This is a genomic window from Luteolibacter yonseiensis (assembly GCF_016595465.1).
Classification (GTDB): Bacteria; Verrucomicrobiota; Verrucomicrobiia; order Verrucomicrobiales; family Akkermansiaceae; genus Luteolibacter; species Luteolibacter yonseiensis.
Window position 1 is genome coordinate 155,614 of the sequence record NZ_JAENIK010000004.1, and the last position, 13,170, is coordinate 168,783.

The 13,170-nt window shown below is 61.7% G+C and carries 8 protein-coding genes; 3 read left to right on the top strand and 5 right to left on the bottom strand.

Annotated elements, in window-relative coordinates:
- Position 1: 1 nt before the first annotated feature.
- Positions 2–475 (bottom strand): acetyl-CoA carboxylase biotin carboxyl carrier protein, encoded by a 474-nt coding sequence (gene accB / locus JIN84_RS02425; RefSeq protein WP_200349417.1) that lies wholly within the window; start codon positions 473–475, stop codon positions 2–4.
- Between the two features lie 170 nt (positions 476–645).
- Here accB and trmB point away from each other — a divergent pair, with 170 nt between their 5' ends.
- Entirely contained in the window at positions 646–1,275 is a 630-nt protein-coding gene (gene trmB, locus JIN84_RS02430; RefSeq protein WP_325099547.1) for a tRNA (guanosine(46)-N7)-methyltransferase TrmB, read from the top strand.
- Here the strand turns inward: trmB and JIN84_RS02435 are convergent.
- From JIN84_RS02435 to JIN84_RS02450, 4 genes are all read right to left on the bottom strand, one after another.
- On the bottom strand, positions 1,272–3,542 hold the full coding sequence (locus JIN84_RS02435; RefSeq protein WP_200349418.1) for a ComEC/Rec2 family competence protein: 2,271 nt from the start codon (positions 3,540–3,542) through the stop codon (positions 1,272–1,274). The two genes, trmB and JIN84_RS02435, sit on opposite strands and share 4 nt — an antisense overlap.
- Before the next feature lie 168 nt (positions 3,543–3,710).
- Positions 3,711–4,478 carry a tetratricopeptide repeat protein gene (locus JIN84_RS02440; protein ID WP_234043148.1) on the bottom strand — a complete coding sequence of 256 codons (768 nt, stop codon included), beginning with the start codon at positions 4,476–4,478 and terminating at the stop codon, positions 3,711–3,713.
- 93 nt (positions 4,479–4,571) lie between these two features.
- The gene (locus JIN84_RS02445; RefSeq protein ID WP_200349420.1) at positions 4,572–4,934 is read right to left on the bottom strand and encodes a hypothetical protein; all 363 of its coding nucleotides are present in this window, start codon (positions 4,932–4,934) and stop codon (positions 4,572–4,574) included.
- Positions 4,935–5,081: 147 nt separating this feature from the next.
- A complete protein-coding gene (locus tag JIN84_RS02450; protein ID WP_200349421.1) occupies positions 5,082–7,394 on the bottom strand; it encodes a glycoside hydrolase family 2 protein in 2,313 nt (770 codons plus the stop codon).
- Positions 7,395–7,658: 264 nt separating this feature from the next.
- Between JIN84_RS02450 and JIN84_RS02455 the strand changes: the two genes are divergently transcribed.
- Both JIN84_RS02455 and JIN84_RS02460 read left to right on the top strand, forming a co-directional pair.
- Positions 7,659–9,788, top strand: coding sequence for a glycosyltransferase (locus JIN84_RS02455; protein WP_325099548.1), 2,130 nt, complete (start codon positions 7,659–7,661; stop codon positions 9,786–9,788).
- A gap of 180 nt (positions 9,789–9,968) precedes the next feature.
- Positions 9,969–12,995, top strand: coding sequence for a c-type cytochrome (locus JIN84_RS02460; protein WP_325099549.1), 3,027 nt, complete (start codon positions 9,969–9,971; stop codon positions 12,993–12,995).
- Positions 12,996–13,170: the final 175 nt, after the last annotated feature.

Here is a 13,170-nt window from a genome sequence, read left to right on the forward strand (position 1 = left end):
CTCATTTGATGCGGAAAAGGACGTCACCGTATTGCACCGGTGTGCAGTCCTCTGCGATGACTGCGACGATGGTGCCGGATTTTTCGGCCTTGATCTCGTTCATGACCTTCATGGCCTCGATGATGCAGAGCGTCTGGCCGACCGAGACCGTGGAGCCGACGTCGACGAAATTCGGAGCATCCGGAGCGGGCTTGGTGTAGAAAGTGCCGACCATCGGTGAGGTGATTTCCGAACCTTCCGCCACGGGTGCCGCTGCCGGAGCGGCCGCCGCCGGGGCCGCAGGCGCGGCGGCGGCCGGAGCTGGAGCGTAATTCACCGGAGCCGAAGCAGGAAGAGCGGAAAGGAGGCTCTTGAGATCGTCAAGATCCGCCCCCTTTTTCAGCTTGAGATGGAAATCCTTCTTGGTGAGGTCGAAATGGGTGAGCCCATGCTCATTCATGAGTTCGACGATGCGGCGGATTTCCTGGAGTTCCACGGTAGAAAGAGGTTTGGAGTTGGATGGTTGGCTACGCACCCGGCGGGATGCGTCTCGGTTGGGCAAGCTAGAAGGAGCGGGGAAAGAGCGTCAAGCGGGAACGCCGGGTGGAGGACGTTAGATTCCGAAGAAGCATTGCCGAACACCGCCGGAGGATTTTAGATGGCGGGGTGATTGCGACGCAGCCTTACAACATCCTGCCCCGCCCGGCGATGCCCGGTGAGTTGGTTCCAGCGGACTACTTCCGGAAAATGGATCGTCCGGAGATCTGCCGGGACGACAGACCTCTGGAGATCGACCTCGGCTGCGGCGACGGAAAATTCCTCATGGAGATGGCAAGGGAACATCCCGAGCGGGACTTCATCGGCGTCGAACGCCTGCTGGGACGGGTGCGGAAGGTCTGCAAGAAGATCACGAAGCGCGGACTGGAAAATGCCCAGGTCCTGCGGCTCGACAGCCGCTATGTGGTGGAGTGGTTGTTGCCCGAGTCATCCGTCTCCCGGCTGCATCTGCTGTGTCCGGACCCATGGCCGAAGTTCAAGCACCACCGCCGGCGTGTGATGCAGCTCGATTTTCTCGAATCCGTCCGCACCTGCCTGCGGCCCGGCGGCGAGTTTCTCTTCATGACAGACCACGAGGAATATTACCAATGGTCCGTGGCCAAGGTCGCGGCCTACGGGAAATTTGAGATCCTTGAATGGACGGAGGACACGTTTTTCTACCCGAAAACCGATTTCCAACTCCAATGGGAAGCCGAGGGCAAATCCATGTTCCGCCTGCGCTGCCGCAGGGTCGACTAACGGCGCTCCAGCACCGTCGCCGAACGATCGACAAAACCTTCCAACCGCAGATTTCCGTCGTCATCCACCCGGAGGGTGACGCCACCCGCCTCACCCTGGTGGACCACCTTGATGCCTTGTGACCGCCAGGAAGCGACCGTCTGCGGTCTCAGTGCCTCGGCGAAGGGGAAATCCGCATGCGAGGCGACGATGGCCCGGGGCTTTACCGCAGCCAGGAAGGCATCACACAGCATCACGTTTCCACGGTGGTGTCCGGCGATGATCACATCCGCCTCCACATCCTGTTTCTGGTCCAGTATCGCCATTTCGGTATTCATGCCCGCGTCACTGGTGAAGAGCAGTTTCCAGCCCCGCCAGTGCATGCGGAAAACCGCCACCCGGTCGTCCGCCCGGGCGTTCTGGGATCGCGGCGCGGGAACGTGGATCACCTCCAGCGTCGCGCCATCCGGCAGCGGCAGATTTTTGAAATCCGCCACATGGAGCAGCTTCACCCCGTGAGCGGGGGAATCATCCAGCCACGCACGGAACGCCGGACTCCTTGATTTCTCCACCGGCAGGACCGCCTGCTTGATCGGGAAAGCCGACCAAACCGCGTCTCCGCCACCGAGATGGCCTCCGTCCGGATGGCTCAGGACCACCGAGTCCGGCGCCACACCGAGCCGCCGCAGCGAGGGAGCGACACTGCGGCGGAAATGATAACGATCCGCGCAGTCGAACATCACCGCGCCGCTGCCGCCGTCGGAGAAACATGCCGCGCCAGCGCCGCGCTCCAGGTCATACACCAGCAAAAACGGCTCGGTTTCCTGACGCAATTGATAATGCCCGCCCGGGATTGCCGAAAATCCCTTCGCAATGGAGACGCAAAGGTCCGCAACCTTTCCGTTCAACCCATTTACCATGCGTGCCACGCCCGGCACGAACGGATGGACTGCGGCGGAAAACAACGCACCGCACAGCATGATGAGAATCAGCCATGAAATGAAAAGATTGGAGACAATCGAAACCGGGGTGAGCAGTCCGAAGTGATACACGGTCAAGGGGGTCGAGCCGATCGCCGCCGCGACGGAGACCTCCAGCGATGTCGCGAGTTTCTGGCGGGAACGGAGCCAGAACCTCTGCCACCCCGTCATCACCCCGAGCGGCAGATAGAGCTCCGGCTTCGCCAGCCACGAGAACCAGGACCTCGTCCAATCCGCTCCGACCGCGATGGCGGCCACCACGAAGTAGGAAAGCTGCACACCGGGAAGAAACAACAGACGCCCGTCCCACAGCATCCCCACCAGCAACACCGCGCCCAGGGAATTGAGCAGATCCGGCCTCCTGCGCGTCACAAAGGCGGCGAGGAACACCGCCGCCATCCATGCGGAACGCACCGCGGGCGGACTGTTTCCCGTGAGCCATGAGTAGCCGAAAATCAAGGGCAGCAGGACCAGCACCGCCCACCGCCGGGGCATGCCGCACGCCCCCAGCACAAACCACCCGATCAGCGCCACCATGCCCACGTGCATGCCGCTCACGGAAAACGCATGCAGTGTACCGCTGTTCCGGAAGGGCGCGATCAACTCCTCCGCATCGGGCGGCTGCTCGCCGATCACGACGGCACGGATGACTTCCACCGCCTGCGAATCTTCCGCGAGTCCGTCGGTGACCGCGCTGCGGAATCCTTGGCGGATCGCCGCACCGAATGCCGCGCCAGTCCCGGTCTCCACCTCTCCCGTGATGTGGCTGGCCCTGAACACCGCCGCCACTCCCTGGCAGCGAAGCCAGGCCGCCGGATCGAATTCGCCGGGATTCCGAGGCACCGGCAATGGCCCGAAACTTCCCTCCGCACGCACCCGTGAACCCGCCACCGGAGATTTCCCCTTCCCTTCCCACCACACTTTCACCCCGGCATGCGGTCCGCCTGACAAGATCACCGGAGCTCTCCAGAAATCACCACCGCCCTTGCCATCCTTCATCACCCGGCCCTCCATCATTCCTCCGCCGGATGCCAGCAATCCGCGCTCGTCCGCATCCCGCGACTCCGTCCGCCAGGAGAAAACCCCGGCCGCCACCAGACCACACAGCCACCACGACGCGCCGGTCCGGCCATTCCCCAGCCACCATCCGGCCAAACCCGCCGCCACCGCAAGCACCTGGGCCCACACGCCATCGAGACCCGCTGTCAGGACACAGGCCGAAGCCACCAGCGCCGCAAAGAAAAGCGGCTGCCGGCCCATGAGATTCGCGGCATGTCCCCTCCTGGCAAGTTTGAAGGTCCACCTCATGCCAGGGTCAGTGGGACGGCGACCGGCGGAGCCGCCGCACGAGGCGGCGACTCCCATTCCCGAAGAGAGGCGTTTTGATCATCGCGGTGGTGATGGGTTTGAGTCGGGACGCCACGGACGATCACGACCTCCACCCCGCCACGGATGGTCCGGAAGGACTCCTCCAGCTTACTGCGGGCCGTTGGGATTGTTTTTCATCTTCGCCAGGAAAGCGGCTTCCTCCGCCGCCAGGTTGCCGGATGCGTCCTGCGTGCTCCATTCATGGAGCTTGTGGGCGGCATTCGCCGAGTGGCGGGTGCTTGGGAATTGTTCGATGACCTGGTTCATGATGGCCACCGCGGAAGCGCGGTCTCCCTCCACTTCGTCATACAGCTCCGCGAGGCGGAAAAGGAAATAGGCGGCATCGTTGACCTCCCACTCCTGGCTTTCCAAAGCGTGGCGGATGGTTGCGATCGCGGCCTGCGGGTCCTCGAGCTGCTCCTTCTGGAGCTTCACGATCTCCACCCATGGCAGGCGGTTGAGCGGATCCGCGGCAGCGGCCTGTTTATAGGCTTCGATGGCACCTTGATAATCCCCTTGCGCCACCAGCGAGCGCGCCGTGGACATGGCATCCTTCTCCACCTTCTCGTTGCTGCCGATCATGCCTTGCGAAAGCATCTGCGCGAAGAATGGCAGCAAGGTGGTGACGAAGAAAATCCCGGCGAATCCCGCGCCGAGGAACGTCAGGAAGATCCCATTGACCGTGCGGCTGTCTTCCATCGCCTTCAAATCGGTCTCCATACCCGGCACGAGGTCGTCGGTGTCCGAGTCACCCTTGTTCCGGATCTCTTCGATCTTGTGTCTCAGATCATCCATTTCCTTCCCCTTTTTCGCGTAGGCGTTCCAAGCAAAACCACAGAGCACCGCGAGCACCAGATACATGATCCATTTCATCATACCGCAGGGTGCGACATCCCCGCGGTAGGGTGGAAGCAAAAAACAAGGATGTCGCTGAAAGTTCGGCGTGCCGGGGGATCCTCCCGCGAACGCCTACAAACGCCTCGCGTTGCGGCCTTCGTCGATGAGCTTCCAGAAATGCTTCGAGTTCGCCAGCGCCTCGTCTTCGGCGAACGGCAGGTTCGAGCGGAACTTGAAATCCGAAAACGTCCCCTTGTGCAGCACGCGGTGGACGATCACCGAGCCGTCCTTCACCTCGAAATAAAAACGGTAGTCCTCGGCCCTGAAACGATAGAGCACGCGACCGTCGCGATCGATTTTCCCAAAGCGCTCGCCGTTCAGATTGTCCAGATCCTCCTTCCCAACCTTGAACTCCTCAAGCAGTTCAAGCTGCTCAAGCGTATCGAGTTTGGAAAGCTCCGCCGCGCTGATCTCGTTGAAAACTATCTGAAACACGTCCGCACGCTAATGCCATCGGCGAGAAGTTTGCCAGCGCGAAAATGGAGGTTTTTTCAACAGAAAACGGGCCGGGGACCCACACCAACAACAAAAAGCCCGTGAAAAGCATGGCACTCTTCACGGGCTTCGGAACCGCCGGACGGGTCAACGGGCGGTCTCGTCGTAAATTCCCGCATCGATGTACTGTCCACCCTTGGTCTGGTGGCAGTGGATGGCGATGACGTTGCGGCCGGATTTCAGAAGCCCGGGCTTGGACAGCGGCACATCCGCGTAACCGGTCGTGTGCCCCTTGAGATCCGCGATTTTCTCCCCATTCAGGAAGACGGTCGCCTCCTCGTCATGGAAAACGCGCAGCACGGCCTGCCCCTTGATGGCGGCGGTCACCTCCACACTGCGGCGGAGCCAGATATCCTCGCTGTTCCACTCGGTGCCCACCTGGGTTCCCGGAGTTTCCCGGGTGCCGAAGCCGCCTTTGCCCTCTTTCCACGCGGAGTCGTCGAAATCAGGCTTCTCCCAACCCTCGGCAGGCTTGCCGGTGGTGAAGCGCGCCGCCTGCGGTTCCTTTTCAGAGGTGGGGATGACGGGGGACTGGATCACGACGTCCGGAGTGGAGAGCAGCTTGTCCGAGATCGGCTTGAGCCATGCGGCATCCACCTTCTCGACACGGTCATAGGTGAGCAGGCCGTTGATCTCGACCTCTACGTCGGTGGTCTGGGTGTAAACACCGGCGCAGACCCCGCGCTTGCGGAGGCTGCCAAGCACTTCAATGGAACGGGTGTAGCGCTCCTTCCACTCGGCCAGGTCCTTCGGCAGGCCGCCGTAACCCCAGTTCGGACTGTTCTTGTTCCAGAGATGCCCCTCGATCGGCATGCCGTGTCCGCCGAATTCGCCGACGACCTTGACGTAGTTGTTGAAGCGCTTGTCCTCGAACGGGAACCCGGGATCCGGGTAGCGGTGTTCGTCCGCGATGTCCCCGATCGGCCAGAAATTACCACCGCTGGCGATGTTGATATGGCGGGTCTTGTCGTATTCGGTGGCCATTTTACCGACTTCCATGGTGCGGTGCTGGCCCCATGCTTCGTTGAATGGCGACCAGACCGCGATGCAGGGAACGTCGCGCAGGTGATCCACCATGCGCTTGTATTCGGTCACGTATTGTTCGTGTGCCTCGTCCGGCCAGACACCGTCCTTCGGGTTTTCCGCCATGCGGGTCCATTGCGGATTGGAACCCTCCGGCTTGGTCTCCGGGCCGTAGCCCTGGCTGACCTGGTCCTGCCACATGAGCATGCCGACCTTGTCGCAATGGGCGTAGTAGCTGCGTGGCTCGATCTTGATGTGCTTGCGGATCATGTTGAACCCGGCGGCCTTGAGGTAGTCGATGTCGGAGATCATGGCCGCCTCGGATGGCGGGGTCAGCAGGCCGTCCGGCCACCAACCCTGGTCGAGAGGGCCCCAATGGAAAATGGATTTCCCGTTGAGCGTGAAGCGCCAGTTTCCGGCGGCATCCTGGTTTTTTCCAAATTCGCGCAGGGCGACATAGGATTTCACCTCATCCACCACCTTGCCATCCGCACCGAGGAGTTCGACCTTCAGATCATAGAGATTCGGCGAGTCGGGCGACCAGAGCTTCGGCTCGGGCAGGGTGATGGTGCCGCTGCCGCTGGTGATTTCCTTCCCGCCGAAGCTGGCGGTCACGCGGATTTTCTCACCCTCAAGGGCTTTGCCGGAGAGCTTGGCGTCCACCTTCACCGTGCCGGTCTTGATGTCGGTGGTGTAGTCGAGATCCCGGATGAACCGTTCCGCGACATTTTCCAACCACACGGTCTGCCAGATGCCCGTCACCCGGGTATACCAGATCCCTTCGTTTTTGAGCTTCTGCTTGCCGTGGAGTTGGTATCCTTCGGTCGCGTCGTCCACCCGGATGAGCAGCTCATTTCCCTCAGCCTTGAGCGCCGGGGTGATATCGAAGGAAAACGGTGTGAATCCGCCGGTGTGGCTGCCGATGCGCTGACCGTTCACCCACACCGTGGTGGTGTGATCCACCGCCTCGAAATTGAGCAGGGTGCGCTTCCCTTCCTTCGGCGCGGGGAGCGGACGCTTGTACCAGAGGGCTTCCGTCGGTTCGATGAGGCGTCCGACGCCGGACAGGCTGGATTCGGGACAGAAGGGAACAAGGATCTGCCCGTTCCAATTCGCGGCGGTCTGCTGGTCCTTGGAGGTCACGGCATAGTCCCAGAGGCCGTTGAGGTTCGTCCAATCCCCCCGCACCATCTGGGGACGGGGATATTCCTGCCAGACCTTGTCAGCTTTCAATTCGCTGCCCCACTTCGTCATCATGCCACCTTTGACGGCCTGCCATTCGGCCAGTGCGGGAAGCGACATGCAGAGCAGGCTGTTGAAAATGAGCAACGCGGAGCGGGTCCGGAGGTTTTTGGCGAGTGATATAGGGAGTTTCATGAAATTCTGGGAAATAGGTCCGTCTGATTTGCGGAGTTGGACTAGTAAGGCCCTCGATCGTGGTTCGCAACCCCCCGTGCGGGGGGATGGAGAATCAGCGGGCTCTCCTCCCCCGAGAAATGCCGTTCGTGACAGGAATTTGGGTTTGGGAATCCCCGATCCGCCGCCTAGGGTCGCGGCGTGACTGGGCCGGAACATGGCGACCGATGGCAGACGGACGGGAAATTTTTCCGTGCCGGCGGCCGGCGTGTGCGGATGAATGCCGTGACCTACGGACCGTTTCCCGGTGGTTGGCCGGAGTCATTCTCCGCGGATTTCACCAAAATGGCCGGGGTCGGATTCAATGCGATCCGGCTATACGAATTGCCGACCGGGAGCCTGCTCGATGCCGCTGCCAGGCATGGACTGAAAGTGTTCGGCGGATTGAAATGGCGTCAGAGCGCGGATTTCCTCGGCAACCCGGAAATTTTCGGCAGCGCGGTGGTCGATCTAGTCCGGTTTTTGAAGGAAAGCGGCGGGCATCCGGCGCTGGCGGGGATCTATGTGGGAAACGAAATCCCCTCCGACCTCGCACGCTGGATGCGTCCCCTGAAGGTGAGGGAGTCCATCGAGCGGCTCATCGACTCGGGACGGGAGGTGGCGCCGCATCTCTTGTTCGCTTATGCGAACTACCCCAGCACCGAGTATCTGGAGCCGGAAAACGCGGACTTCACCGCCTTCAACGTCTATCTTGAAAACGAGGATGCCTTCCGCAATTACCTGAAACGGTTGCACCACATCGCGGGGGACAGGCCTCTGGTCATTTCCGAGTTCGGCCTCGATTCATCCCGCAACGGGCTGGACCGCCAGGCGGAAACCCTGCGCTGGGCCACTCAGGCGGCACTCGACCACGAGACGGCGGGAATGACGGTCTACGCATGGAGCGACCGTTGGTGGAACGCCGGGGCCGAAGTGCTCGAATGGGATTTCGGGCTGACGGACCGCGACGGAAATCCGAAGCCCGCAATGGCGGTCTTTCCCACCGATTGCAAACCCTCCGCCTCCCAACCCAAATTTTTCAGCATCATCGTCTGCACCCGCAATGGCAGGGAACGCATCGGTGCGTGCCTGGAAGCGATTCAACAGTCTTACGAGTCCTATCCTACATTTGAAACCCTCGTCGTGGACGACGGTTCCACCGACGGCACCGCCGGCTTTGTTGAAAAAAACCATCCCTGGGTGAGGCTCCTACGCCTCCCGCCCGGTGGACTCAGCGCCGCGCGCAACGCCGGTGCCGCCGCCGCGAATGGTGAGATTTTCGCCTTCACCGATGACGATTGTGAACCCGACCGGGAATGGCTCGCCCGCCTCGATACCATTTTCCAAACCGGGCGATACGCCGCTGCCGGAGGCCCGAACCTCCCGCCGCCCCCACGCACTTGGGAGGAGGCTGTCGTCTGCGCCGCACCGGGAGCCCCGAGCCACGTCATGCTGGATGACGAGGAAGCCGAGCACCTGCCGGGCTGCAACATCGCCGTCACGCGTGCCGCCTTCGAAAAAACCGGTGGATTCGACCCACGGTTCCACACCGCCGGTGATGACGTGGATTTCTGCTGGCGCCTGCGTGACGCCGGTTTCCGCCTCGGCTTCGCACCGGGAGCCTTCGTCTGGCACTGGCGGCGGCCCTCGCTGCGCACCTTCCTCCGTCAGCAGCTCGGCTACGGCCATGCCGAACGCCTGCTGCTGGCCAAGCATCCTTCGCGTTTCTCCCGGCGTGGCGGTGCGAAATGGCAGGGCTTCGTCTATGGCGGCGGTCCTGTCCGGGTCCAATCAGGTTCCATCATCTACTTCGGTCCGATGGGTGAGGCGGGCTACCAAGGCATCATCAACCGCATGCTCCCATTGCGCGGGCTTGCGAAAGAATTCGACACCCCCCTCTCCCGTCTCGCCCTCCGTGCCGTCTCGTTCCTCCAGCCGAGGTTGCGGGCATGGGCGAGAAACGGCACGCTGTTCATCCACGGCAGACGGCCTTACCGGTCCGCCTCACCCGGCCACAGCGATGAATTTTCAATCGACTCGCCCGAAGGCCACGATCGTGAGCATTTCCTCAAACGTCTCCTGAAATCCGGTTGGATCCCCTCTCCCCCCACCGCGCCTTGGGATTTGGAAAAATCCGGCATCCGTCTGCTCATGGCCACCGAACGCGGGGAAGGAATCGCGAAGCGCACGCTCGTCCGCGTCTGGGGGGCGGATCCTCCGGTGCTCGGAAAAATCCGCCGCACGCTCACAAACGACCCCATCCGCACGGCGGCGAACTACGAGGATTTCAAAAACGCGATCAAGGAGGAGCCCTCCTATCTCATCGCGGAGAGCAGGAAGCACGCCTCCACATCGAAGCGTCGATTGAGGAAGTAGCCTCCTGTTCGCGAAGGCATCCCCCCATCCTCGTATTTCACGTAGGTCGTCCTCCGTTGAAATTCCTCGATCCTGCCAAAAATCCAGATACGCTTTGATTCTGAAAACAGGCATCATATTGCCTGCGTAGTTCGTGGCAGTTTCATCTGACCATCCTCATCCACCGCACCCCAAATTTCCGTGAATCGCACCCTGTTCTACGCCGGTCTGGCCTGTTCGTTCGGTCTTGCATTTCCATTCCAAACCCTCCACGCCGCACCTCAGTGGATCTGGACCGGTTCCTCCGCGAAAGACGGGGAAAAGGCCACTTTCACCAAGACCTTCACCGTCTCCGGAAACATCAAGTCCGCGCGGCTCGACTTCACCTGTGACAATGGCGCGGTGGCCTATCTCAACGGAACGAAGGTTGCGGAAAACGCCGACTGGAACAGCGCGACCACCGCGAATGTCGCCAAGCTGCTCAAGTCCGGCCAGAACGAACTGAAGATCGATGCGACCAACGAAGGCGCCACCGCCGGACTGGTGGCGGTTCTCAAGATCACCACCGCCGACGGCAAGGAAACCCTCGTTGAGACCGGTGCGGATTGGACCGCCTCCGAAACCGGAGGCAAGGATACCAAGCCCGCCACCGCGATCGCCAAATACGGAGCCTCGCCATGGGGCGAGGCTTTGAAAGGTGCCTCAAGCGGCGCAACCGGGGAAATTTCCGACATGGTCGTCGCACCGGGCTTCGAGGTGAAACTCATCTACACCGTGCCGAAGAGCGAGCAGGGTTCGTGGGTCGCCATCACCGAGGACAACAAGGGCCGCCTCATCACCAGTGATCAATACGGCACACTCTACCGCGTCACGCTCCCTCCCGCGGGCAAGGACGAGCCGCCCAAGGTCGAACCGCTGAAACTGCCGAACGGCCCCAGCGGCAAACCCCTCGGCGGAGCGCACGGCCTGCTCTATGCCTTCGACAGCCTTTACGTGATGGACAATGAAACCGAGGACACCGGCCTCTGGCGTCTGACCGACACGAACCGCGACGACGAGTTCAACAAGGCCGAGCTCATCCGCAAGTGCGACGGCGGCGGCGAGCACGGCACCCACGGCATCGTCCTCGGGCCGGATGGCAAATCGATTTATTTCGTCAACGGCAACCACACGAAGCTCCCGGAAAAACTCGACTATTCCCGCCCTGTCGCGATCGGCGAGGACCATCTCACGCCACGCATGTGGGATGCGAACGGCCACGCCCGCGGCATCCTGGCCCCGGGTGGCTATGTTTGCAAAACCGACCCGGACGGCAAACATGTCGAACTCTTCGCCGGCGGCTTCCGCAACCAATACGACATCGCCTTCGACGCGAACGGAGAGCTTTTCACCTATGACTCCGACATGGAGTGGGACCTGGGATCCCCCTGGTATATGCCCACCCGCATCAACCACATCGTCAGCGCCGGCGACTATGGCTGGCGTTCCGGATCCGGCCGCTGGCCGAGCCACTACGCGGACTCGCTGCCCGAGGTGCTCGACATCGGCCCGGGGTCCCCGACCGGCACCGTCTTCGGCACAGGCGCGAAATTCCCCGCGAAATACCAACGCGCCTTGTATGCCTTGGACTGGACCTACGGCACCATGTGGGCCATCCACCTCGTTCCGGATGGAGCCACCTTCAAGGCCACGAAGGAGGAATTCGTCGCAGGCAAGCCCATGCCGTTCACCGATGCGATCATCAGCCGCACGGATGGATCGATGTATTTCACCACCGGCGGACGCAAGAGCCAGTCCGCGCTCTATAAAGTCACCTACACCGGCAAGGACAGCACCGCCCCGGCTCCCAAAGTGGAACCGACCGCCGAAGCGAAACTCCGCCGTCAGATCGAAACCCTGCATGAGGAAAAGGCCGGTGGAGATTCCATCGGCAAGGCCTGGCCCTACCTCTCACACAAGGACCGCTTCATCCGCTTCGCCGCCCGTGAGGCGATCGAACGCCAGCCGGCGCAGAAATGGGCCGACAAGGCGCTCGCGGAAACCAATCCCCAGGCGTCCATCGAGGCCTTGATCGCACTCGCCCGCGTCGGAGACAAATCCCTCCAGCCGAAGATCTTCGTCTCACTCGGCCGCCTTGATTTCGCGAAACTTCCTCAAGAGCTCAAACTTCCTTACCTCCGCGCCTGGCAGCTCGTCTTCACCCGCATGGGCAAGCCCGCGCCGGACGTCTGCGCGAAAATCGTCGAACGTCTCGACCCTTTGTTTCCGGATGCGGACCCGCACATCAACCGGGATCTGGTGGATCTCCTCGTCTTCCTCGACTCCCGCAGCATTGTCGCGAAGACCGTGCCCCTGCTGGACACCGCGAAGGACGCGGACATCACCATCGCCAGCGATGCCGTGCTTTCCCGCAACGACGGCTACGCCACCGCTGTCGAGGGCATGCACGGCAGCCACCCGAACCGCCAGGCCATCTCCTATGCGAACGCCCTCCGCGAGGCCAAGGTCGGCTGGACACCGGAACTGAGGAAAACCTTCTTCGGCTGGTTCCCCCGCACCTCCAAGTGGAGCGGTGGCAACAGCTTCAAGGGCTTCCTCAACAACATCCGCACGATGGCTCTCACCAACTGCGTGACGGATGAAACGGAACGCGCCGCCTTGGACACGCTTTCGAAAGCCGCCCCGCCTGCCCCACCGTCCAACCTCGTCATGCCGAAGGGTCCGGGCAAGGACTACACCGTGGATGAGATCGACGCCCTCGCCAAAGAAGGACTCAAGGGCCGGAACTTCGAGCAGGGCAAGGCGATGTTCTCCGCCCAGCTCTGCATCAACTGCCACCACTTCGGCGGTGACGGCGGCAACAGCGGTCCCGATCTCACCGGCTCCGGCAACCGCTACACCGTCAAGGACCTCGCGGAAAACATCATCGAGCCGTCCAAGGTCATCAGCGACCAATACCCCAGCGAGCAGCTCGACCTCAAGGACGGCACCACCGTCGTCGGCCGCGTGGTGGTCCAGGAGAACGGCAAGCTCTTCGTCATGGCCAGCGCCCTCGCCCCGGACGCCCTCACCGTGGTGGATGAGGCGCAGATCAAGACACGTTCGCCTTTCAACACCTCCATGATGCCACCCGGCCTGCTCACCCCGCTCAACAAGGACGAACTCCTCGACCTCTTCGCCTACATCCTCTCCGGCGGAAATCCGAAGGACGCGAAGTTCGCGAAGTAAGCGACCGTCCGGCAAATTCTTGATACGCGGGCCATTGGCAATCATGCCAATGGCCCGTTGTTTTGTTTCCAATCTGCATGGAAGCGCCCCTTCGTTCTCCACCCTGAGATAAAACAGGGGTTCGCTCTGGACGGCGATTTTCAATCAAGCCACGCTTCAATGCCCGATCAAAACC

Excerpts from the sequence above, each read along its gene's own strand:
- JIN84_RS02435 (WP_200349418.1), bottom strand. The coding sequence starts at position 3,542 with ATGAGGTGGACCTTCAAACTTGCCAGGAGGGGACATGCCGCGAATCTC.
- JIN84_RS02440 (WP_234043148.1), bottom strand. The coding sequence starts at position 4,478 with ATGATGAAATGGATCATGTATCTGGTGCTCGCGGTGCTCTGTGGTTTT.
- JIN84_RS02450 (WP_200349421.1), bottom strand. The coding sequence starts at position 7,394 with ATGAAACTCCCTATATCACTCGCCAAAAACCTCCGGACCCGCTCCGCG.